This is a genomic window from Paenibacillus sp. AK002 (assembly GCF_053903045.1).
Map to the genome: position 1 here is coordinate 635,217 of NZ_CP096377.1, position 23,381 is coordinate 658,597.

Annotated in this window: 23 protein-coding genes; 17 read left to right on the top strand and 6 right to left on the bottom strand. The window is 52.9% G+C overall.

The features are described from left to right. The first annotated feature begins 7 nt into the window (after positions 1-7). The 8 genes from M1D70_RS02690 (at position 8) to M1D70_RS02725 (ending at position 9,826) form a co-directional block, all read left to right on the top strand. Positions 8-1,033 (top strand): zinc-dependent alcohol dehydrogenase, encoded by a 1,026-nt coding sequence (locus M1D70_RS02690; RefSeq protein WP_456289060.1) that lies wholly within the window; start codon positions 8-10, stop codon positions 1,031-1,033. A gap of 28 nt (positions 1,034-1,061) precedes the next feature. Next, on the top strand, positions 1,062-2,636 hold the full coding sequence (locus M1D70_RS02695) for an FAD-dependent oxidoreductase (protein WP_456289061.1): 1,575 nt from the start codon (positions 1,062-1,064) through the stop codon (positions 2,634-2,636). A 358-nt stretch (positions 2,637-2,994) separates the two neighbouring features. After that, the gene (locus M1D70_RS02700; RefSeq protein ID WP_009595088.1) at positions 2,995-4,218 is read left to right on the top strand and encodes a glycosyl hydrolase family 8; all 1,224 of its coding nucleotides are present in this window, start codon (positions 2,995-2,997) and stop codon (positions 4,216-4,218) included. Between the two features lie 272 nt (positions 4,219-4,490). Next, positions 4,491-6,905 carry a LamG-like jellyroll fold domain-containing protein gene (locus M1D70_RS02705; protein WP_456289062.1) on the top strand — a complete coding sequence of 805 codons (2,415 nt, stop codon included), beginning with the start codon at positions 4,491-4,493 and terminating at the stop codon, positions 6,903-6,905. Between the two features lie 38 nt (positions 6,906-6,943). Continuing rightward, positions 6,944-7,111, top strand: coding sequence for a sugar ABC transporter permease (locus M1D70_RS02710; RefSeq protein WP_456289063.1), 168 nt, complete (start codon positions 6,944-6,946; stop codon positions 7,109-7,111). Positions 7,112-7,502: 391 nt separating this feature from the next. Next, entirely contained in the window at positions 7,503-7,907 is a 405-nt protein-coding gene (locus M1D70_RS02715; protein WP_456289064.1) for a DoxX family protein, read from the top strand. Between the two features lie 21 nt (positions 7,908-7,928). Beyond that, a complete protein-coding gene (locus tag M1D70_RS02720; RefSeq protein ID WP_456289065.1) occupies positions 7,929-8,555 on the top strand; it encodes a nitroreductase family protein in 627 nt (208 codons plus the stop codon). Between the two features lie 62 nt (positions 8,556-8,617). Then, on the top strand, positions 8,618-9,826 hold the full coding sequence (locus M1D70_RS02725; RefSeq protein ID WP_456289066.1) for a hypothetical protein: 1,209 nt from the start codon (positions 8,618-8,620) through the stop codon (positions 9,824-9,826). 88 nt (positions 9,827-9,914) lie between these two features. Here M1D70_RS02725 and M1D70_RS02730 read toward each other — a convergent pair whose 3' ends face one another. The 6 genes from M1D70_RS02730 to M1D70_RS02755 all read right to left on the bottom strand — a co-directional run bounded on the left by M1D70_RS02730 (position 9,915) and on the right by M1D70_RS02755 (position 14,433). After that, entirely contained in the window at positions 9,915-10,349 is a 435-nt protein-coding gene (locus tag M1D70_RS02730; RefSeq protein WP_009595075.1) for a DUF6376 family protein, read from the bottom strand. Positions 10,350-10,486: 137 nt separating this feature from the next. Beyond that, positions 10,487-10,984 (bottom strand): hypothetical protein, encoded by a 498-nt coding sequence (locus tag M1D70_RS02735; protein ID WP_456289067.1) that lies wholly within the window; start codon positions 10,982-10,984, stop codon positions 10,487-10,489. A 259-nt stretch (positions 10,985-11,243) separates the two neighbouring features. Beyond that, positions 11,244-11,894 carry an amino acid ABC transporter permease gene (locus M1D70_RS02740; RefSeq protein ID WP_009595092.1) on the bottom strand — a complete coding sequence of 217 codons (651 nt, stop codon included), beginning with the start codon at positions 11,892-11,894 and terminating at the stop codon, positions 11,244-11,246. A gap of 43 nt (positions 11,895-11,937) precedes the next feature. Then, positions 11,938-12,591, bottom strand: coding sequence for an amino acid ABC transporter permease (locus M1D70_RS02745; RefSeq protein ID WP_036664979.1), 654 nt, complete (start codon positions 12,589-12,591; stop codon positions 11,938-11,940). A 143-nt stretch (positions 12,592-12,734) separates the two neighbouring features. Further along, positions 12,735-13,544: an ABC transporter substrate-binding protein gene (locus tag M1D70_RS02750; protein ID WP_009595086.1), complete on the bottom strand. Its 810-nt coding sequence runs from the start codon at positions 13,542-13,544 to the stop codon at positions 12,735-12,737. 115 nt (positions 13,545-13,659) lie between these two features. Next, positions 13,660-14,433 (bottom strand): amino acid ABC transporter ATP-binding protein, encoded by a 774-nt coding sequence (locus M1D70_RS02755; protein WP_009595081.1) that lies wholly within the window; start codon positions 14,431-14,433, stop codon positions 13,660-13,662. A gap of 147 nt (positions 14,434-14,580) precedes the next feature. On the opposite strand from M1D70_RS02755, the gene M1D70_RS02760 reads away from it, so the two are divergent. The 9 genes from M1D70_RS02760 to M1D70_RS02800 all read left to right on the top strand — a co-directional run bounded on the left by M1D70_RS02760 (position 14,581) and on the right by M1D70_RS02800 (position 23,363). After that, complete coding sequence (locus M1D70_RS02760) at positions 14,581-15,762, top strand: acyltransferase (RefSeq protein WP_456289068.1); 1,182 nt, start codon at positions 14,581-14,583, stop codon at positions 15,760-15,762. Between the two features lie 226 nt (positions 15,763-15,988). Further along, positions 15,989-17,629, top strand: a complete 1,641-nt coding sequence (locus tag M1D70_RS02765) for a glycoside hydrolase family 5 protein (RefSeq protein ID WP_456289069.1) — start codon at positions 15,989-15,991, stop codon at positions 17,627-17,629. A gap of 28 nt (positions 17,630-17,657) precedes the next feature. Then, a complete protein-coding gene (locus tag M1D70_RS02770; protein WP_009595080.1) occupies positions 17,658-18,122 on the top strand; it encodes a pyridoxamine 5'-phosphate oxidase family protein in 465 nt (154 codons plus the stop codon). A 304-nt stretch (positions 18,123-18,426) separates the two neighbouring features. Then, positions 18,427-18,627 carry a cold-shock protein CspD gene (gene cspD, locus M1D70_RS02775; RefSeq protein WP_006207896.1) on the top strand — a complete coding sequence of 67 codons (201 nt, stop codon included), beginning with the start codon at positions 18,427-18,429 and terminating at the stop codon, positions 18,625-18,627. 96 nt (positions 18,628-18,723) lie between these two features. Then, positions 18,724-18,960 carry a cold-shock protein gene (locus M1D70_RS02780; protein WP_012818739.1) on the top strand — a complete coding sequence of 79 codons (237 nt, stop codon included), beginning with the start codon at positions 18,724-18,726 and terminating at the stop codon, positions 18,958-18,960. 188 nt (positions 18,961-19,148) lie between these two features. Beyond that, positions 19,149-19,322 carry a hypothetical protein gene (locus M1D70_RS02785; protein WP_009591843.1) on the top strand — a complete coding sequence of 58 codons (174 nt, stop codon included), beginning with the start codon at positions 19,149-19,151 and terminating at the stop codon, positions 19,320-19,322. 333 nt (positions 19,323-19,655) lie between these two features. After that, positions 19,656-20,651 (top strand): ABC transporter permease, encoded by a 996-nt coding sequence (locus tag M1D70_RS02790; protein ID WP_009591873.1) that lies wholly within the window; start codon positions 19,656-19,658, stop codon positions 20,649-20,651. 22 nt (positions 20,652-20,673) lie between these two features. Then, positions 20,674-21,555, top strand: coding sequence for a carbohydrate ABC transporter permease (locus M1D70_RS02795; RefSeq protein WP_009591847.1), 882 nt, complete (start codon positions 20,674-20,676; stop codon positions 21,553-21,555). Positions 21,556-21,695: 140 nt separating this feature from the next. Then, the gene (locus tag M1D70_RS02800; protein ID WP_009591856.1) at positions 21,696-23,363 is read left to right on the top strand and encodes an extracellular solute-binding protein; all 1,668 of its coding nucleotides are present in this window, start codon (positions 21,696-21,698) and stop codon (positions 23,361-23,363) included. Positions 23,364-23,381: the final 18 nt, after the last annotated feature.

Here is a 23,381-nt window from a genome sequence, read left to right on the forward strand (position 1 = left end):
GGTCCATATGAAGGCTGTTGCCACGATTCATGGAAACGTGATCGTTGATCATATCGAGAGGCCGGCGGAATTGCCGGCAGGTCATGTGCGGATTCGCACCGAATACTCGGCGGTCAGTCCGGGTACAGAAATGATCTTTATACGAAGGGCTTCGGATCAAAAAGTCATTATGGGTTACAGCGCGGTGGGGATCGTCGAAGACTTGGGTGAAGGCGTGAAGGGGCTTGCCGTCGGTCAACGGGTGGCCTGCTATGGAGCACCCTACGTGCGCCATGCCCAGTGGCTTACCGTGCCTTCGAACCTGACGGCGATCGTCCCGGACGGGGTGGATCCGCAGGAGGCCGCTTTTGCGGGGCTGGGAGCGATTGCGATCCATGCCCTGCGGGTTGCGGATCTGCGCTTCGGCGAATCGGCCGTGGTGGTCGGGCTTGGCATCCTGGGGCAGATCATTGCCCAGATCGCGCATGCGGCGGCTTGCCCCGTTGCAGGATTTGACCTGAACCCGGAGCGGGTGCAGGGGATGAAACGGCATATTGCCTATGCTTATGATAACCAGGAGCAGCTTGAGGAGCAGGTTGGGCGGATGACGGGCGGACATGGAGCCGACAGCGTCATCCTGTGCGCGAGCGGTCCCGGTGAAGAGCTCATCAACGCGTCGATGACGTGGATTCGGGATAAGGGCAAAATCGTCATTGTCGGCGATTTATCCATGACCTACGCCAGGGAGCGGATGTTTGGCAAGGAAGCGCAGGTGCTCATATCGCGGGCCGGCGGTCCGGGCCGGTACGACGCAAGTTATGAACTCAACAATACGGATTATCCGATCGGCTTTGTGCGATGGACGGAAGGCCGCAACATTGCGGAATATATTCGTTTGTTGGCCGAAGGGAGAATCTCGATCAAACCGCTGATCTCGCATGTGGTCCCCGTAGATGAGGCGGGCAAGGCTTATGAGCGTTACGGCCCCGGGTCAACGACGCTCGGAACGATATTTAAATACGATCATGAGACGGTTGGTGCCAAAGCCGACTAGAATACAGCGATATCGAGGTGCGGTGCAGATGGGGAATCATATAGAGGCGGATATCGTCATTCTGGGCGGAGGACTCGGCGGCTGTGCCGCTGCGCATGCGGCGGCGAAGGCGGGAAAACGCGTGATTATGACCGAAGAGAGCGATTGGCTCGGCGGCCAGATTACAAGTCAGGGCGTACCGCCCGACGAGCATCCCTGGATCGAGCAGTTTGGCTGCACGGCCAGCTACCGTGAATTCCGGAATCGGGTCCGCGATTATTATAAGGAGTTATTTCCGCTCCGGGCCGAATCGCGGCAAGAGCGTTACCTGAATCCAGGCAGCGCCCTGGTCAGCGGCATTGCCCATGAACCCCGAGCGGCGCTGGCCGTGCTGCAGGGGATGCTGGCACCTTACGTGAACAGCGGAAGGTTAACGATCCTTACGGAGCAAACGCTGATGGAAGCGGAGTCCGGCGGGGATCAGGTAACTTCCGTCCGGCTGCGGGACAGCAGATCCGGCGACATCGTCAAGCTGACCGGCGCATTTTTCCTCGATGCTACCGAGGAGGGGGACTTGCTCCCGCTGGCCGGCATCGAATACGTGACGGGTTCCGAGTCGGCGGAAGAGACCGGTGAGCCGCATGCTTTATCCGGTCCGGCGGACCGGGCGGACATGCAGGCTTTCACTTGGTGCTTCGCGATGGATTACCGGGAGGGCGAGGATCATACCATCCCGAAGCCGGATCGGTACGATTTCTGGAAGAGCTACCGGGCGGATTTCTGGCCCGATGCCATGCTGAGCTGGACGGGGCTAGTACCGCATACGCTGGAGCCGGTCACCTACAGCTTATTTCCGGATGGCCGATCGTTTTCCCTGTGGAAATACCGGCAGATCCTGAATCGGGAGCATTTCGAAGGCGGGGTGTTTGACAGCAGCGTTACGGTCGTGAACTGGCCGCAGAACGATTATTGGCTCGGCTCCATTATTGATGTCGGCCCGGAAGAACGGGAACGGCATCTGGAGGAATCCAAGCAGCTGAGTTTGTCCCTGCTCTATTGGATGCAGACGGAAGCCCCGCGGCCTGATGGCGGAAAGGGATATCCCGGACTCCGGCTTCGGCCGGACGTGATGGGGACGAAGGATGGCTTGGCAAAAGCCCCTTATATCCGTGAATCCCGCCGGATCCGCGCCGAATTTACCGTGAAGGAGCAGCATATTGCCGCCGAATGCCGTCCGGACGGGCGGGCGGAGACGTTTCACGATTCCGTTGGCATCGGCTGCTACCGGATCGATCTGCATCCAAGCACGGGATTGCGGACGTATATCGATATTTCGAGCCTGCCCTTCCAAATTCCGATGGGGAGCCTGATTCCGGTACGGGTAGCTAACGTGCTGGCAGCCTGCAAGAATATCGGCACGACGCATATCACGAACGGGTGTTATCGATTGCATCCCGTGGAATGGAATATCGGCGAGGCAGCCGGCCATTTGGCCGCTTATTGCATAGAGCATGGACTGAAGCCGCGGGAAGTACGGAATACCCCTGACCACTTGGAGGCTTTTCAGCGGCGATTGACGGAACAGGGGATCGAACGGTCATGGCCGTCCATTCATGCCGTTTGACGTCCTGCCCGGAAATAAAGGGAATGCTAACCGAAATAACGATAGCCGTCTTTCCGGACAGTGGGATACTGCTTGCGGAAAGACGGTTATTCATGCTGGTAGACGAATTATGACCGGCAAACTATTAATTTACAATAATATACAATTCTATTATACTTGTAGTAGATATGGATCCTACCTCATTATATATGAAGGCAGTTGCATATCGGACATCATCAAACTTCGTGGTACTTATACATACGGGCAGTCTCCTCGTTTCCATCGATCATGGGAAGGGTGGTGGTTTATACCGAAACCGGTTTACCAGGCTGTAGCGGTCATGGCTTTCCAATTCGAAAACCAAAGGAGCGAAACGTTGATGAAAGTATTCCGAAATTCGATTATCCGTAAGTCGGCGGCGTTGGTCTGCGCAGTTCTGCTGATCTTGCCGGCGGGGTTGTCCCTGGCGGCCAACAAGCCTTTTCCCCAGCATACGTCCTATACGAGCGGTTCGATTAAACCGAACAACGTAACGCAGACCGCGATGGATAATGCGGTCAAGAGCAAATGGAACAGCTGGAAAGGGTCTTTTCTGAAGCCGGCTGCAACCGGGCAATATTACGTCAAATACAATTCCGCGGGCGAGACGGTATCCGAGGCTCATGGTTACGGGATGATTTTCACCGTTCTGATGGCGGGATACGACAGCAATGCGCAGTCGTATTTCGATGGGTTATATCGCTATTACAAGGCGCATCCGAGTGATAACAATCCGTATCTGATGGCGTGGAAACAGAACAGCAGCTTCCAGAATATAGAGGGGGCCAACTCGGCAACGGACGGCGATATGGATATTGCTTACGCACTCCTGCTTGCGGACAAGCAGTGGGGAAGCAGCGGATCGATCAATTACCTGCAGGCCGCGAAGGATATCATCAATGCCATCATGAGCAATGACGTCAATCAGTCGCAATGGACGCTGCGTTTGGGCGATTGGGCTACCAGCGGCAACTACAATACCGCCACGCGGCCATCGGATTTCATGCTGAACCATATGAAGGCGTTCCGTGCGGCTACCGGCGATGCCCGTTGGGATAACGTCATCAACAAAACCTATACGATCATCAACTCCATCTATAACGGTTATAGCTCCAATACCGGTTTGCTTCCGGATTTCGTTGTGATGTCGAGCGGCAATTATCAGCCAGCGGCAGCGGGATTCCTGGAGGGGGCGAACGACGGGAAATATTACTACAACTCGGCACGGACTCCATGGCGGATAACGACCGACTATCTGATGACCGGCGATACGCGCGCGCTGAATCAATTGAATAAAATGAACACGTTCATTAAGTCGGCTGCAAACAGCAATCCTGCCAATATCAAGGCAGGGTATAATCTGAACGGGACCGCGCTGGTGACTTATAACAGCGGAGCGTTCTATGCACCGTTCGGCGTAAGCGCGATGACTTCGTCCAGTCACCAGAGCTGGCTGAATTCGGTATGGAATTATACAGCGAACGCATCTGCAGAGGGATATTATGAGGAGAGCATCAAGCTGTTCTCGATGATTGTCATGTCGGGAAATTGGTGGACATATTAACGCATAACGCCCTTTAACTTTATACAAATATAAAATGAAACCTGATCCGTTACGGATCAGGTTTTTTTGGGTCTTTCCTACCATTAATTGATTTTCGAAGTAAATTAATAAAAATTGCATTGATATTTCATAAGGGTCAGTGTTAATATCTTATAAAATATAAAATGTTTTATGTTATTCTAAATTAAACAACCAGAGCTATCACCATAATGGGCATCTTGTTTTTTTATTTATGTAAGGGTTTACAAAAAATGAGGCGAAGGGAGAATCGTATGAAGAAAAACATGCTGCGTAAGACGGCTGCGGCAGGAATTGCCGTAATTTTAATGGCTGGAGGCTTAAGTACGGCAGGCCAAGGCCCTGCGGCCGGCGTTCCTGACGTATACGCGGAGGCGGCTCCGCTGAAGAAGGGTGAGAATGCACAGAAGGCACCGTTATTCCGGGAGGCATCCGTGCACGATCCGTCCGTGATCAAAACAGGGGATACCTACTATGTGTTCGGTTCCCATCTGGCCGCGGCCAAATCGAAGGACTTGATGAGCTGGGACATGGTCGCGTCCGGGGTTGCGACCGGCAATCCGCTGATTCCGAACGTAACGGAGGAGCTGAAGGAAACGCTGGAATGGGCGCAAAGCGATACGTTGTGGGCGGCCGACGTGATTCAGCTGGCAGACGGCAAATTCTATATGTACTATAACGCGTGCAAAGGAGATTCTCCGCGATCCGCCATGGGGATCGCCGTTGCCGATCAGATCGAAGGCCCGTATAAGGACACCGGCATCATTCTGAAATCCGGCATGTGGGACGAAATCAGTGAGGATGGTACCATCTATGATGCAACAAAGCACCCGAATGTCGTCGATCCGGATGTGTTCTTCGATAAGAACGGCAAGCTGTGGATGGTATACGGCTCCTATTCCGGCGGCATTTTCATTATGGAGATGGACCCCAAGACCGGAAAACCGCTGCCTGGGCAAGGATACGGGAAGAAGCTGCTGGGAGGCAATCACAGCCGGATCGAAGGCCCTTACATGGTTTATAACCCGGCCACGGATTATTACTACCTGTACCTGTCGTACGGGGGATTGGATGCGGTTGGCGGCTACAATATGCGGGTGGTCCGATCCAAAAATCCGGATGGTCCTTTCTACGATGCGGAGGGCAACGACATGAGAGAAGTGAAGGCCGATCCTTCCCTTCCGCTTTTTGACGACCGTTCGATTGAACCGTATGGCGTGAAGCTGATGGGGAACTACTTGTTCAAACGCCTGGTCGGCGATCCGGGAACGGGGATCGGCACCGGGGCCGTGTCCCCTGGCCATAACTCCGTCTACTACGATGAGCGGAGTGGACGAACATTCCTTATCTTTCACAGCCGCTTCCCGCAGCGGGGGGAAGAGCATGAGATCCGTGTGCATGAATTGTATATGAATCAGGACGGCTGGCCGGTATCGGCTCCATACCGTTACGCGGGCGAGGAGGCTAGGGAGCCTAAGAAAGTCACGCCGAAAGATGCGGCCGGAGACTATAAGCTGATTCAACACGGGAAAGATATTTCGTCCGTCATCAAAGAATCGATGCCGATCGAGCTTCATAAGAACGGCAAAGTAACGGGTGCAGCCGAGGGCGCGTGGAAGATCAGCGGAAAGCGGGATGTGACGCTTACGCTGGATGGAAAGCGTTATAAAGGCGTAATGACTCCGCAATGGGACCCCGAAGCGAAGCGGCAGATGATGACCTTTACGGCTCTTTCGGCGGACGGTACCGCGGTGTGGGGCGCGCGTCAGCTTGATCGCAGCGACCGGGAACTCGTGGAGGCCGTGAAAAGTGATCTGTCCCTCGGGGATGTGAGCGAAATTTTCTACGATCTGGCTTTGCCGTCCGAGGCTTCCGGCGGTGCAATCATTCGATGGACCTCCTCTCATCCCGAAGTCATATCGGCGGAGGGTAAGCTGAATCGTCCTGCAGCCGGAGCGGGGGATGCGCAGGTTACGCTGACCGCTCAGATTACGAGCGGTAAAGCGAAGGCTTCCAAAGCGTTTGACGTGACCGTACTGCAGCAGTCCGCAGGGCCGCTTATGCTGGGCTATCCGTTCAGCGAGAATAAAGAAGGCACGGCGTTCGACGTCTCGGATAACGGATTTCATGGAAAGATCCTTGGCGGAGTCCGGTGGAATGAGAAGAGCCGGCAGGGAGGCGGAATGGATTTTAATGGCTCGGACGGCTATATTGAACTGCCGAATCGGGTCACCGATACAGAGGACTTTACCTTTGCGGCCTGGGTGTATTGGAAGGGAGGAGCACCGTGGCAGCGGGTGCTGGATGCCGGCAGCGGGCTCGCCAGGCATATGTTCCTTACGCCATCCCAGCACGCCGGCGTCCTTCAGTTTACGATTCACGGCAACGGCGGAGACCAGAGCCTCCTTGGCAGCGCGCCGCTTCCGGTGAATGCGTGGACCCATGTCGCTGTAACCCTTCAGGGGGATACGGGCAAATTATACGTGAACGGACAAATGGTTTCCTCCGGCGATCACATGAAGCTGAACCCAAGCGGGCTGCTGACCACGGAGGCTTATTTAGGAAAAAGCCGGTTCGCGGCAGACCCTTACTTTAACGGAAGTTTGGATGAGGTGCGGATGTATAACAAGGCGCTGACCGAAAGTGAAATCAAGAAGCTGGCCGAGTAATCGGCCGCCGTCATGAATGAGGCTCCATCGCGGCAGCCGTGAAGACGCTGATGGTCGGGGTGGCCACCCTGATGCAGGATCTCAATTCGAACTTTGCCTACAAAATGGCCGGGGCTACGGTGGCAGCCATACCGATGCTCATCATCTTCATCATGTTCCAGAAATACTTCACGAGGGGCATCTCGATCGGCGCGGTGAAGGAATAAATCACCCGTACTTGATGAAACGAAAGGAGGGTCCCCAAAGATTCTTTGGCAGGGGATCTCTCTTTTGCTGTTATAAGGCATTCCGCTTTGTGACAGTGAGATAATAGCCATACGAAGCATCCTTGCCGGGAAAATGGCAGGGATGTTTTTGCACAGCGCATATTTTTTAAAAATAACGGTTGACAGGAGAGCCCGCATCATATATCTTGATATTAAGTTAAGTGACTATATAAAAGTTAGTCAATTGAAAGGAGTAAGTGTAAAGTGCATAAACGTTAGCGAAGTAAAGCAGGTTAATCATTCTACACCTATATATCTTTATATTAAGATATCGATGGATCGTGTCGATGAATTTCTATAAATAATGAACATGAATATGGAGGCGTACAAAATGGCTATAGATATTGGATTGTTGATACTTCGTTTGGTGGTCGGGTTATCGTTCATAGCGCACGGAGCGCAGAAGCTGTTTGGATGGTTTGGCGGTTACGGTCCGAAAGGGACCGGCGGCTGGATGGAATCGGTGGGTATAAAACCCGGCGTCGCGATCGCGGTGTTGTCAGGTCTAATGGAGCTGGTTGGCGGGCTGCTGCTGGCAGCCGGATTTCTCACGGTGCTCGGCGCAGCGCTGATCACGCTGACGATGCTGGGCGCCATCGTGAAGGTGCATGGCCAAAACGGGTATTGGTCCACAGCGAATGGATACGAGTATAATTTGCTGTTGATCGCAGTGGCCGTTGCATTGGCACTCACGAGTGCAGGCGCATATTCGCTGGATGCGGTAATCTTTAACTAATCATGACGGGGGCGTGCAGATATGAGTGATCTGACAACATTAATTAAGAGCCGGAGATCGGCTAATCTGTTTATGGAAGGGATTGAAATCCCGGATCAGGATTTGAATGATATCTTTAATGAGGTTAAATATGCTCCTTCGGCTTTTAATTTACAGCACACGCACTATGTGGTGGTTAAGGATCCCGATATCAAGCACACAGTTTACGAAGCCGCCAACAAGCAGCACAAGATACTCACCGCGTCGGCCGTCCTCGTGGTGCTGGGGAATAAGCGGGCCTACGAGGATATCGGAAGAATGAACGAGGGTTTTCTGAATTTGGGCGTGATCGATAAGCTTGAATATGACATGACGGTTGAATCGGTCACGAACTTTTATGAAGCGGGCGGAGAAACCTTTATGAGGGATGAAGCCATTCGGAATGCCAGCCTATCCGCGATGTTATTGATGATGGTGGCCAAGGACAGGGGATGGGATACCTGCCCGATGATCGGATTTGATCCCGATGCCCTGCAGAAGGAACTGAATATTCCGGACGATTATGTGCCCGCCATGCTGATCGCGATCGGCAAGGAGGATGCGCGCAAACCGCGTCCCCGCGGCTACCGCAAGCCGGTATTGGAATTTGTAAGCTATAACCGATTTTAAGGGATGCAAGATAGGAGAAGAAGCTCTCAAGCAGGTTTTTAAACCTGGCGGGAGCTTTTTTTATGTCCATGATAAACATTCCTCTCCATAATGACGATGATGAATATAAAGAGGTCGGTATCGGCGTTATACCGGTTTTTCGTTATATAACGGGGGTGAACGAAATGAAAAGGGGGAAGCGGCCATATCGGCGGAATGGACAGCTCATGGTTTTGGCCGTCATCATGATGATGCTGGCAGCTTGCGCGAAGGAGGCGCCGATAGCCGAACAGATAACTCCACCGACTGCTGCTGCACCGGGTGCAGAGGAAACCGCGAAACCAGCGGAAATGCCGTCGGCGGCTAAGGAGAGCTTGCGTACGGCATTCCCGCAGGAAGATCCGAGCCATCGCCAGGTCAAGCAAGAGGCTGAGCAGCCGGAGGGAGAATCTAATCGCGATCCCGTCGAAGCGGTTCTCGACATGTACGAAGCGCTCCAGGCTAACGATTCCGCTTCGTATTTCCGTCATGCCGACATTCCGAGCGTCCGAATGTCCCCAACCATGCTGAAGGTGCTGTTCGAAGAGGCGGGCAAACGTGAAGTGAGAGCGGAACGCTTCAAGCTGTTTGATAAAGAAGGGCTGGATGAGGTAAGCAGCCGGTTGTTATCCCTTACGTACGGGAGCCAGGCCGAGATCGTACTGGAGGAGCTGAGCCAGGGCGATCAGAATCTGTGGTTTGTGACGGCGTTCGCGGATGGGCTTAAAGTGGTGGAGCAATCCACGGTTTATCCGGGGGCTTACGAGCTTGGAAGGGAAGCGACGATGGAAGAGCTTATCGCGGTAGAAATCCAGCATACCGCTGAAGACAGGGCATTCTTTGCCGCGAAAGCGAAGCAGCCCGTATGGAACCCGATGCAGACCGTTTCCTTGCTGTATCAGGCAGCGCAGGCGGAGGATGCAGAAACCTTTCACACGATGTCGGGCGGGGGCGAGGGATATTTCTCAGGTCAGTATGACCGGGACATGGTGGAATTTACGGAATGGATGAAATCTTTTGAAAGCGTTCAGCATATGTCCATCGAATCGGTTTCGCGCGAGAATATCGCATACGGTTATAGCCAAGAATACGATGAACGCTTCGGCGACGGTTGGCAGTTCATTGTGGCCTGGGACCCTCGGGATGAAGCAGGCTACCAAGGGACATCCTGGATCATGGCCCCAAGCGAAGACGGGACGCGATATGTCGTAAAGCAGACGCTTACCGCCAATCTGGAATCCTTTTTTAAGTGAGGAACGAAACACATACATAACGAAGCAAGCACAGCAGCCCTGCTCCTGAAGAGAAGGGCTGCTGTGCTGTCGGCAAGGGATTGCATGATTATGGCTGGAGATTCTGGAGCATATCCATCGTTTCGTTGATTTTATTGACGGTTTGAACGATGTTGGAATTCTGGAAGTCGGTCACTCCGTTCTGGATTTGATCCATATAACCGTTGATGTCGGTCAGCAGCGTGTCGTTTAATCCGACCAGCTGTTCATGGATCGTCTGCGCAAAGGCAGGGGCTTCGATGCCGTTAAACTCCGAGATCCGGGTTTTCATCGCTTCGAGCTGCTGGGTCAGCGTTTCCTTGGCATCCGTATTGGTGGCTGCCTGCTGGGCGAGCTCCGGGATGGACTCGGCAAATTGGGAAGCTTCATTGATAAAGGTCGTTGCTTCCTTCGTATAATCCAAGGAATTGTTCACGCTGTCCACCAAGGAACATCCGGAGAGAACTCCCAGTACAAGTGAAATCAGCAATAATCGTTTGATCATTTCTCATCCTCCTGTCGTTAAAAACGCAGTTCTTTTACGTTGTATACGGATGACATGGAGAATGGTTGTATTTTTTTCGCGTGAGCGGGCAGGTACTTTCAGGCAGGCCTTAAGCAGAACGCCGGTTGCCGGCAGGATTAATATTTGCCCTGCAGGAAACGAATGAGTTCAATCAAACCTGCCAGGATGCCGCCCGGCCTTGGGCTTTCGGCTGATGGAGCGGGCTTCTCGGGCTGGATGCCTTCTCCAAGCGAATTTACGTCAACGGATGAGGAAGGACCCGTATTCCCGCATAGGTGGGGTTTGAGCTTTTGCCCGCTATTGTCGGCGAACACGATATATTCCTTGCCTGTTTCAAAGGATTCCCAGCCATTGGAATATAGGGTGACGGTAGGGGCAGCCGATTCTCCTTTCCACCACTCGGAAACTTGGAAAGTATATTTACTTTTGGATATGTCGGCTTTAGGGTGGGACGAGGCTAACGTACCCCTGAATACCGCATCCGAGGTTTTTAACTCCTCGGTAACCTTGCGAGGCTCCGCGCATGACAAGGCGGATGCCGTGGAGTGATCAGCGCCAAGCCATAGTCCAACCGTAAGGGAAAGAGCCATCATGGCGAGAAAGCCTTTTCTCATATCGGCGTCTCCTTTCGGGATGATTATGTATTTAGACGAGGGGAGTATCGCCATTGTTGCAGGCGCTTGCCAAAGAATGGCTGGGGGGTAGAGCCTGGTTTAGGAAACGCAGGGGCTGGCTGCTGAAGAAACGGAAAATACCCCGCAAGCCATAAATGGCTGCGGAGCAGGATTGGACGTACACGCGCATGGCGGGCAGGCGCCCTTTGTAACATGGTGGTGGCAGTCCATGCAGAAAGCTGCGAACGCTTAGCAGGGGCTATATCTGCCTTGCTTCCAGACGTTTGGCGATGATGGACAGCAGATAATTCAGCGTAAAGTACAGCAAGGATGCAAAGACAAGGGCCGGGATGACATAGGAATAGCTGGAACCGCTAAGGATTTGCACGTTGCGCATCAGCTCAGGCAGCGAAATGATCACGGCGAGCGATGTGTCTTTAATGAGCGAGATGAACTGGCTCACCATGGGCGGGGACATCCGGCGCAGCGCCAGCGGAAGAATGACGTGCCGCAGTGTCTGCATATAAGAGAGGCCCGAGGCCCGGGCCGCTTCGATCTGCCCTTTATCCACCGATACGAGGCCGCTGCGTACGATCTCGGCGATCATGGCGCCTTCAAAAATGCTCAGTCCGACAACAGCCGCCCAGAAGGTCGGGATTCGTATCCCGGTCTGGGGCAGCACCATGCCGATGAAGAATATGATCAGCAGCAGCGGCAGATTGCGGATAATATCCACCAAAAAAGCCGTGGTCCTCGACAGGAAGGGGGTCTTCGTATACCTCACGGTCCCGAGCACGGTTCCGATGATGAAGCTGAATATAATGGATAAGCCGGCAACCTGCACCGTGATCCAAAAGCCTTGAAGGAGATATCGCAGGTTTGGCCAGGAGTATGCACCGATAAAATCCATCTCATGCCACCTCCTGTATATTAGGCAAACTTCGAACGTAACATCAATTGCTTCTCGCGAATCGGCGCTCCATATAGTGGACCGCGAGACTGAGCGGAACGGTCAGGAGCAGGTAGAACAGGGCCACAAACGTGTAGACGGGTATGCCTTTGAAGGTGCTCAGGTTAATGAGATCGGCATAATACATCAGGTCGAGTCCAGCGATAACGCCCAGGACCGAGGAGTTTTTGACCAGGTTGATCAATTGGTTGCCGATGGCCGGCAGTACGATTTTGACCGCCTGCGGAAGAATGATGTAGCGCATATTCTGGATATAACTCAGTCCGGAGGAGCGAGCCGCTTCCGACTGCCCTGACGGTACTGCCTGAATGCCTGCCCGAATGGCTTCGGCAATGAAGGCAGCCGTATACACCATCAGCCCGAGCGTGCCCGAGGTGAACGGATCGACCGGTATGCCGAGGGCGGGCAGGCCCAGGAAAAAGAAAAAGACAACCACAAGCAGCGGGATGTTGCGGATAAACTCGACATAAATGGTGCCGATCGCCTTCAAGACGCGGAATGGAGCAATCCGCATAATGGCGATGAAGGTGCCCAGCACCAAGCTGCCGATCAGTCCCAGCAGGCTGGCGAGAATGGTCTGGCCCAGGCCGGCCATGAATTGATCCCAATGCTCGACCAGAATGTTGAAATCCCACAAGGTCACAAGGCTTCACCTCCAATAGGGATGATGATCGTTTCGGCCGGTCGAAGGAAGGCCGGGCCTTTCCCGCAGTAAACCGGGATGGCTCCCGGTCAGGGGGCACGCCTCCTTCGGCCCGGCCAGGCCAAGTCTTGCGGCGGTTATTCCGGCTTTACGCCCATCCATTGCTCATATAGTTTGTCGTATTCGCCGCTGTCCTTCAGCTCCTTCAACAGCTCGTTGACGGTCTTCACGAATTCCGGGTTTCCTTTCTTGATCGCCATGCCGTACGGCTCATCGGTAAAGTTGCCGCCGACCAGCTCAAAGCTCGGGTCCTGCTGCTGCATGCCGAGCAGGATGGAATTGTCGGTGGTCAGGGCATCCCCCTGTCCGGCTTTGAGCGCGGTGAAGGCATCCTGATAATTCTCGAATTCGAGAATGACCGCGTCAGGCGCTTTCTCGCGGATATTTTGCGCGGATGTGGAGCCTTTTACCGTGAGCACCTTCGTATCCTTGTTCAGGCTTTCCAGACCCGTGATCGGGCTGCCCTTCTTCACGAGCAGGGATTGGCCGGCCTCAAAATAGACATCGCTGAAATCCACCTGTTCCTTGCGTTCCTCCGTAATGGTCATCGTGGCAATAATGATGTCGATGTCCCCGTTCTTCAGCATGTCGATCCGGGTCTTGGAGGTGACCTCCTTCAGCTCGACCTTGGTCTCGTCGCCGAGAATTTTTTTGGCCAGCGCTTTGGCGATGTCGATATCGAAACCCTCCACATTGCCAGTGGCCGGGTCCTGCAGTCCGAACAGCTTCGTATCATATTTCACGCCGGCCACCAGCTTGCCCCGTTTTTTGATCGCCTCCAGGGTGTCCGTGCTGCCTGACCCCCCGCATCCGGATGCGATCAGCATGATGACTAGCGCCAGCAGGGCCGCGCTCCACCTGAAGGTCCCCGTAAATCTTCTCTTCATATCTTTCGCTTCCCCCTAAAAAAGTTATTTTCTCTTCACTCGTTAAGCTCCCAAGGAGCAGCATTGGCGAAGTTCCATCTTCGTCCGTACGTTCCGTATCCGATTTCTTCACTGGCTAGTGATGCAGCAGGCGGCTCAGAAACGCCCGCGCTCTTTCTTCCTTCGGCTGATTGAAGAACTCGGCAGCCGGAGCGTCCTCGATGATCCGGCCTTCGTCCATAAAGACGATCCGGTCCGCGGCTTCGCGTGCGAAGCCCATCTCATGCGTAACGACGGCCATGGTCATGCCTTGGTGGGCGAGCGAGCGCATGACATCGAGCACCTCGCCGATCATCTCCGGGTCAAGCGCGGACGTCGGTTCGTCAAACAGCATGATCTTCGGATTCATGGTCAATCCGCGGGCAATCGCGACCCGCTGTTGCTGGCCGCCCGAGAGCTGGGAAGGATAGCTGTCCGCTTTGTCCGCGATCCCGACCCGCTGCAGGTACGTCATCGCTTTTTCCGTCGCCTCCGCTTTCGACATTCCCAGCACCTTCATGGGCGCCAGAATGATGTTGTCGATCACCTTTTTGTGCGGATACAGGTTAAAGTGCTGGAAGACCATCCCGATATCCCGCCTGAATGTATTGATGTCGATCTTTCTGTCATGCAGCTTCACGCCATTCACGACGAGCTCGCCATCCGTAATGCTTTCAAGCCGATTGATGCAGCGCAGGAGCGTGCTTTTGCCGGAGCCGGAAGGTCCAACGATGACAACGACTTCCCCCTGGGAAATGGTCAGGTCGATTTCTTTCAGAACATGGAAGGTTCCGAAAAATTTGTTGACGCGGCTAAATTCAATCAGTAGAAATCCCCTCCTATTCACTTCGAATTGGACGCCTGCATGCATGTAAGCTATTGTCCTGTTTGGGTGCCAGGCCCTTTTTACACTGGTATGGCAAAGGGAGCTTGTTCCATGCCACTTTTAGGAAAATTTAGTATCCAAGCGGTGGGGAGTGAGATATAATAGGGGGCGTAATCTTATGAAGGAGGCAACATGGAGAAACGTGCAAAACTAACCGAAATCGACCTGGTTCGGGGCTTTGCGATGATGGGCGTGCTGATGGTGCATGCGACGTCGTTCGCCACAGTTCAGATGCGCGGGGACGATTTTTTTGGCTTGTATAACTTCCTGAACATATTTTCGAAGGTTGGAACGACGACCTTCATATTTCTGAGCAGCTTCGTGCTGTTCTATAACTATTATCACCGCCCGTTCAAGGGCCGTGACCTTGGGCGCTTCTTCAAAAACCGGCTGATGTATATCCTGGTGCCGTATGTGCTGTTCTCGGTTTTGTTCTTTACGGTGGCCTGGTATCATCGCGGGGGCGAGTCCGATCTGGCGGCGATGCTGGAGAGCTTCTGGCCCAAGCTGGCGACGGGAAAATCCTACACGCACTTGTATTTCATTTTCATTAACATTCAGTTCTACGTGCTGTTCCCGCTCGTATTGATGCTGCTCAAGCGATTCCGTGGCTTCGCGGCGGTCTGCGTGCTGGTCGGCATTGTGCTGCAGTGGTTGTTCTACATCGGCAATGATGCCTGGTGGGACGTAACGAACCGGAACAGCTGGTCGCTGTCGTTTCTGTCGTACTATTTTCTCGGGGCATGGATAGGGATCTATTATGACCGGGTTAAGAACTGGCTGACATCAGCGCAGCAGGCAGCAAGACCGGCGCTGCGCAAGCTGGGCTGGATCTTGCTCTGGGCGGTATGGCTGGGCGCCGCGCTGGTGCATATCGGCCTTCGATACAATCAGCGGCTGCTGGGGACGGAATATCACCCGCTGCTCTACGATGCCTTTTGGAATGTGCATACGTTAACCACCGCCCTGGTTATGCTCCAGGTCGCGCTGCTGTTCGGGAATAAGAGCGCTTGGTGGTTGGACGGGTTCAGACGGCTCGGGGTGTATTCCTTCGGCGTTTATCTGGTGCATCCGCTGGTGCTGCTCTTTTACCGGGACTTTCCTCCGCGGACGGAGAACTCCTGGCTGCTGCTCGCGTGGTATGCCGGCGGGCTTGTCAGCGCGGTGGCGGTTTCGTATATAGCGGTCTACGGCATTGGCCGCCTGGGAGGCTGGACCTGGATCTTCTTCGGTAAGCTGCCGGGCAGCTTGCCGAAGGGAAAAGCATCCATTCCTTCGGTTCCGGTGAAGCCAGCGACGGAGGTATCATCCTAATTTCGGAATATGGAAAAGGCGTTATCCTCGATAGGAGGAGAGCGCCTTTTTCGGTTGGCCGGCGGCCGATATTTCAGGATGATTCCCTGATTTTCGGATTGAGGCTTATTGCCCTGCATGACATGTTATATTTTGTTTGATGTTTGGCCTAATGGGTGGAATGTCGTCGTTGATAGGTACAGGTCAATTACATTCGTTACAGACATGGAAGCGAGGGAATGCCAATATGAATGATAGCGGAAATCCTTTGGTAAGCGGTTTCGTTAAGGCGGACGGCAAACGCGTGGTGAACGGGGACGGGCAGGAAATTCTGCTGCAGGGGGTCGGGCTTGGCAGCTGGCTGCTGCCGGAAGGCTACATGTGGAAGATGCCGGAGCAGGGAGACCGCCCGCGGCGCATCGAAGGCATGATCAGGGAGCTGATCGGCGAGGAGAAGGCGGCCGCGTTCTGGGAGACCTATTATGATCGGTATATCGCAGAAGCCGATATCCGGCAGATCGCCGCGGAAGGCTTCAATTCCATCCGGGTGCCGATCAATGCCAGGTTTATCATGGAGGAAGGGCAGCATCCGCCGTTTGCCTATCATGAAGGCCATCTGAGGCTCATCGATCGGGTGATCGATTGGTGCAGGACGTATTCGCTGTATGTTATTCTGGATTTGCACGGCGCGCCCGGCGGACAAACCGGCGCCAATATCGACGATTCCGAGCGGGATTTGCCGGAGCTGTTCACGGATCGGCTGAACGCGGAGAGGACCGTGGCGCTGTGGCGTATGCTGGCGGAACGATATAAAGACGAGTGGATCGTTGCCGGTTACGACCTGCTTAACGAACCGCTGCCCGACTGGTTCAGCGAGTACAATGACCGGGTGATGCCGCTGTATAAGGAAATCACCGCGGCCATACGCGAAGTGGACAAGCGTCATATGATCATTCTGGAAGGTGTGCACTGGTCTACGGACTGGAGTGTTTTTGACGATAAATTCGATGATAACCTGATGCTGCAGTTCCATAAATATTGGAACAATCCCGACACGGAGAGCATTCAGAAGTATATCGATCTGCGTGAGGAGTGGAACGTGCCGATCTTCATGGGAGAAGGCGGGGAGAACAACCCGCAGTGGTATACGGGGGCCTTCCGGATGTTCGAGGACCATAACATATCCTGGAACTTCTGGACCTGGAAGAAGATGAACACCCGGAATTCGCCGTTCTCGATCCGCATGCCGGAAGGGTGGGATAAGCTGACGGGTTACCTGGAAGGCGGTGAGAAGCCGTCTCCAGCCGAAGCGGAAGCGATTCTTGGCGAATACCTGGACCGTCTTCCGCTGGAAGCCTGCGATGCCTATCCGAACGTAGCCCGGTCGCTGCTGCGCCGGCTGCCCATTCAGATTCCGGCGGAGTTTTACGGGTATCGGGGCGAGGGCGTTTCGTATCATGTCGAGAAGAAGGCCAGTCAGGATATCGGCTTCCGGATTTCTGACGGCGTTCCGATGCGGATGATGACGGGCAAGTCGGAGAAGCCGAGCTACGCTCCGGAGGGCGGCAAGCCGTGGGCGGAGGATAACCTGGTATGCGTGCAGCTCCGGGAGGGCGATTGGCTTGCTTATGATGCGCTTTGCGCTGGTGCAGGCATCTTTCATTTGGATGTTCGGGCCCTGATTCCGGAGGGTGCGGTGGATATCATGCTGCAGGTCGGGGATCGGGAGCCTGAAGCCATTTCCTTGTCGGGCGCGGGCGAAGGACAGTGGCACGTTCATAGGCTGGCTGGGGGGATGCCGATTGAGGAAGGCCCCGTGGATCTGGTGTTCATGGTGAATAAGGGACGCATCGAGCTGGATTGGCTGGAATTTACCGAAGCGCGTTAAATGGATAAGGTGAAGGAGAGATGGTGTTGTGACGGAACAGGCGGCAATATCAGAAGGATTGTGCCAATGGCTGGACGGCTCCGATCTGGAGTCGAAACAATACGAAGCGATGCTGCTATTGAGCGTAACGGAAGATGGATGGCCGAATACGGCCATGCTCAGCGTAGGGGAGGTTCTGGCCTTGGACCGGAACCGGCTTCGGATTGCATTATGGCAGGGAACGGTTACGACAGGCAATCTCCTTCGGTCCGGACAGGCAACCTTGGTGGCCATACATGATGGTGCGGCTCATTATGTTCGGCTGCGACTTCAGGCGCTTCCTGATCTGCCCGATGCCCGGCATCCGCGGCAGCGTTTCGATGCCGAGGTCGTCGCCGTTCGCGAGGATATCGCGAAGTATGCGGATATTACGTCGGCTATCAGGTTTCGGCTGCACGAGCCGGATCAAGCATTGGAACGGTGGAAGGAAACGCTTGAGGAATTGCGGAAGTAACGGTGTTACTCGTATAATTCCTGCTCCATATATAACTCCCGGTATATGCCAGGAGTTATATATGCCTGCTCGTGCTTAATCGGAATGATGCCGAAGAAGACAACTTTAATTTTTCCGCAGAATCTTTTGCTTAGGTATTTGCTATCGTCGTTCAAATGTGTTAAGATATGAATATCGAAATCGACCTGAATTCACATATTGTAGAGGGTTGTCATTTCTGGTAACCTTGTGCAATATGTGAATTTTTTTATTCCGTCTGCGAAGAAAAAAGGTCATGTAAATATATATCAAGGAGGATTCCCCCATGCAAACAGGAACTGTTAAATGGTTTAATGCTGAAAAGGGCTTTGGTTTCATCGAAGTTGAAGGCGGAAACGATGTATTCGTTCACTTCAGCGCGATCCAAGGCGACGGCTTCAAAACGCTTGACGAAGGCCAACGCGTTGAATTCAACATCGTTGAAGGAAACCGTGGACCACAAGCTGAGAACGTTGTTAAATTGTAATTACAATTGAAAACTGCCCTTAATGTGTGACATTAAGGGCAGTTTTCTTTTATACGGCGTTTCTATTTTCTAAGACGAGAATAAGGAGGAGCGTTCATGTATTCGCGTAAAAACTCGATGGAGAGTATTCCTGAGGAAATAACGGAAGTGTGGGCATGCACGAAGGAAGACTGCAAAGGGTGGATGCGGGACGATTTTGCGTTCGACACGGAACCGGTATGCCATTTGTGTCATTCCCCTATGGTCAAGGAAACGAGAAGCCTGCCGCAGCTAGTTAATACCAATAAACAACAGAAATCTCTTGCTAAGGGGATTCAGATCGAGCGCAAATAGCAGCTAATACCTAGAGAAAGCGCTGGGCAAACACTAATTCTTCTTGAAGCTACCTTCGGATTTTATGGTAAATCCGTCTATTTCTGTTTCATTGGAAGGAGAATGGTTAGTAATACGTGTACCCTTACATTCTGGGTCAGAATGATTTCGCAGCATAAGGGACGCAAAATTCAAAGGAGTGAAATGTATTGAACACGCAAACCGAGGTACTGAAGCGAAACATTGACAACATGATCATTCAGGAGAACCAAGGCGGCTTGAACGATCAGGAAAAATTCATCATGCAGAAGCTAATGCGTGAGAAATACCAGCAGGAACACGAAAGCAAACAGGAACAGCGCGAGGAAGACAAAGAGGAATAACGGGGAAACCGTTTGATATACGTTAGTAACAAGGATGATGAAAGCCGCGGCGATCAGGGAATCGGCTTGGGGCAGAACATCATCGGCAAGAAGGAAGGCATGAATGGCAGCTACTGAGGCTGCTGTTCATGCCTTTTTTTTTGTCCCGGTCAGGAAGGGGAACGATATTTCGTTTGGGGGGCGCAATTTTCGTTCTTGCTGATGGTTACCCGAAAAATGAGCACCTTGATACGAAATCTGAAACCTTACATGCAGACCATGTACGATTTACAATAGAAATATAGAGAATGTAAGGGTTTTCAAAATGATAGGATCAACTTGGAGGTCATAACCATGCAAAATCAACTTCATGCCGACGCTTCCGAAACCGGTGTCGGTCCCTCGATGGAGCCTTCTGTGCAGGATAAGAGGAAGCTCGACAGAAAAAGATGGCTCAGAAAGCTCTACGGCCAACGACATCTTCAAATTATGGCGCTGCTCGGCGTTGTGTGGATGATCATCTTCAACTACATTCCCATGTACGGTGTCATCATTGCATTCAAAGAATTTAATATTGTCAAATCCATCGGCGAAGCTCCGTGGGTCGGGCTGGAACACTTCAAGGAGTTCTTCTCGGACGAAGACTTCACCAACGTTATGCGAAATACGCTCGGGATCAGCTTGCTGAAGCTGTTCATCGGATTTCCGCTGCCGATCATTTTTGCGCTCTTTCTGAACGAGATCCGGTCCGTTCGCTACAAGCGAACGATCCAGACGATCTCCTATCTGCCCCACTTCTTGTCATGGGTCATTCTGGGCGGCATTCTGATGACCTGGCTTGCGGATATCGGGATCATCAACAATATCCTGCTGGCCCTGCATATTATCGATGAGCCGATCACGTATCTGGCCGAACCGAAATATTTCTGGGGAATCATTATCACTTCGGATATTTGGAAGGAGCTCGGTTGGTCCGCGATCATCTATCTGGCGGCCATTGCCAGTATTTCGCCGGAAATGTACGAGGCCTCCACGATTGACGGCGCCGGCCGGTTTCAAAAAATGTGGTATATCACGCTGCCCAGCATCAAGTCGACCATATCCATCCTCTTCATTCTTGCGGTCGGTGGTGTGCTGAACTCCAACTTCGATCAGATTTTGGTGCTCCGGAACTCGCTGAACGAAAGCGCGAGCAACGTCATCGATATTTTCGTATACCACACCGGGATGCAGAACGGACGTTATTCCTACGCGCAAGCCGTTGCATTGTTCAAGTCCGTCATTGCGATCATCCTGCTGTTGATTGCGAACAGGGTGACCAAAAAACTGAACGACACCTCGCTGTTCTAACGAGAAGGGAGAATGATATTCCATGCTTAAACGCAGAACCAAAGGCGAAGCCTTCTTTGATATATTCAATAATTTCGGCATGCTGATCGTATGTTTCCTGACGATCTACCCGATCTGGTATGTCCTGGTAAATGCCTTCAACGACGGGCAGGACGCCATGCGCGGAGGGATCTACTGGTGGCCGAGAATGTTCAGTTTCGAGAATTTCAGCGCGGTGTTTCAGAGCTCCGGCATCATGACGGCGATGGGCATCACTGTAGCCAAAACCGTGATCGGCGTGTTCATCCATGTCCTCTTCACCGCGATGGTCGCTTATGCATTTTCGCGGAAGGGTCTGATCGGCGGCAAATTCTATATTCTGCTCGGAACGATAACGATGTTTTTCGGCGGCGGACTGATTCCAACCTATCTGTTGATCAAGGATCTGAATATGCTAGACAGTTTCCTTGTGTACATCATACCGGCCATGTTCAGTTTCTTTGACCTCATCATCTTCATGACCTTCTTCCGGGAAATTCCGGACGGTCTGGAGGAGGCCGCGAAGATTGACGGGGCCAACGACTGGTCGATCTTCCTCCGGGTCGTGCTGCCGGTATCCATGCCGGTTATCGCAACGATCGCCTTGTTTCACGGAGTTTATCAGTGGAACGACTATTTCACCGGCGTCATCTATATCAACAATACGGATCTGCAGCCGATCCAGACGTATCTGTATAAGGTCGTCGCTCAATCGAGCTCCAATCAGATGATGGCCCAGGTGCCGGGCGGCGTGGCCAAGACGGTCACTTCCCAATCGATCAAAATGGCGACCATGGTCGTAACGACGGCACCGATCGTATTCGTTTATCCGTTCCTGCAGCGATACTTCGTCAAAGGGATGATGATCGGCTCCATTAAAGGTTGATTCACAGGAGTCGTTGTTAGCCTTGCTTTCCATCTCCCGGGGAGACCCGGGGGAGGGGAAATCTTACAGGTAGCTTCTCTTGCCTAATCCGGCGGGAGTTCTATATAATCATATTTTTAAATAAGAAAAGGGGTAAACACATGAGCAAGATGCTTAAGCCAAAGAGCCTTCTGTTGTTGATGTTCGCACTGGTCATGGCCTTTACAACAGCATGCTCGTCCGGCGGCGGTGACAATAACGCGTCGGAAAAAGAGGAAGACAAACCGGCAGAAGAAGTAAAACTGACTCAGGACCAGCCGGGATGGGAAGTCGATACCTCCCCGATTACGTTTGATTGGTACATCAACTTCGCCTGGTTCCCGAACAAATGGGGCGAGGACATTACGTCGCAATACGTAACGAAGAAGACGGGGGTTAACGTCAACTTCATCGTACCGGCCGGGAACGAAGCCGAGAAGATGAATACGATGATCGCTTCCGGCACACTGCCTGATTTTATTACGCTGGGATGGTATGAAGACGCTGTCAAAAAAATGATCGAAGGCGACCTCGTTCTGCCGCTGAACGAACTGGCGGACCAATACGATCCGTATTTCTATAAAGTAACCGACCCTGCGAAGGTGTCGTGGTACACCAAGGATGACGGCAACATTTACGGTTATCCGAATGCCTCCTCTTCACCGAAGGACTATGAGAAGTTTGGCGATAACATTACCTCCAACCAAACGTTCCTGGTCCGCAAAGACATGTATGAGGCGCTCGGAAGCCCGGATATGCGCACGCCGGAAGGTTTCCTGAAAGCGCTTGAGGACGCCAAGAAAATGTTCCCGGACGTGAACGGACAGCCGCTCATTCCGTTTGGATTGCATGATTTCCATGAGAAAGGCAACAGCTCCCTCGAGGGCTACCTGCAGAACTTCCTCGCCATTCCGCAGGATAAAGACGGAAAGCTGTATGACCGAAGCACCGATCCGGAATATGTAAGATGGTTGAAGACGTTCCGTACGGCGAATGAAAAAGGTCTGATGTCCAAGGATATTTTCGTGGATAAGCGTCCGCAGATGGAAGAAAAAATCGCACAGGGCCGCTATTTCGCGATGCTGTACCAACGCAGCGATATGGCGAACCAGCAGAACGCGCTGTATGCAAACGATCCGAACTCCGTGTACATCGCGGTGGACGGACCGGCTAACTCCAATCTGGATCAGCCGACCTTGTCGGGTCCTTCGATCTCCGGCTGGACGGTAACCTTGATCTCCAAGAACGTAAAAGACAAAGCACGTGCCATTCGCTTCCTGGATTACCTGATCTCCGAAGAAGGCCAGCGTGACACCTACTTGGGCGAAAAAGGCGTGACATGGGATACGATTGACGGTAAAGATCAATTCCTGCCTGAGGTTGCAGAGCTGCTGAACAGCGACCGCGGCGCATTCGACAAGAAGTACGGAGCATCCCATACCTTCTGGATGATGATGGATACCAACATCACGCCGGCTTGGGCGCCTCCGGCCGTAGAGCCATTCAAGCAGATGGAAGACTGGACTCGCGGCAAGACCCAGAGCTTCTCGCAATTCGATCAACTGGATCCGGATGCCAGCTCCGAGGAAGGTATCATTAACGACAAAGTATTGAACGAATGGGGCAAAATCCTGCCGAAGCTGATCTTTGCCAAAACGGATGCCGAATTCGATCAAATCTGGAGCGATTACCAAGCGAAACGCGAATCGCTCGGATTCGCGAAAGTTCAGGAATACAGACAGAAAGAATACGAAGAGAACGTCAAGAAGCTTGAGGAATTCCTGAAATAAGGATTTTCGCTCGAACGC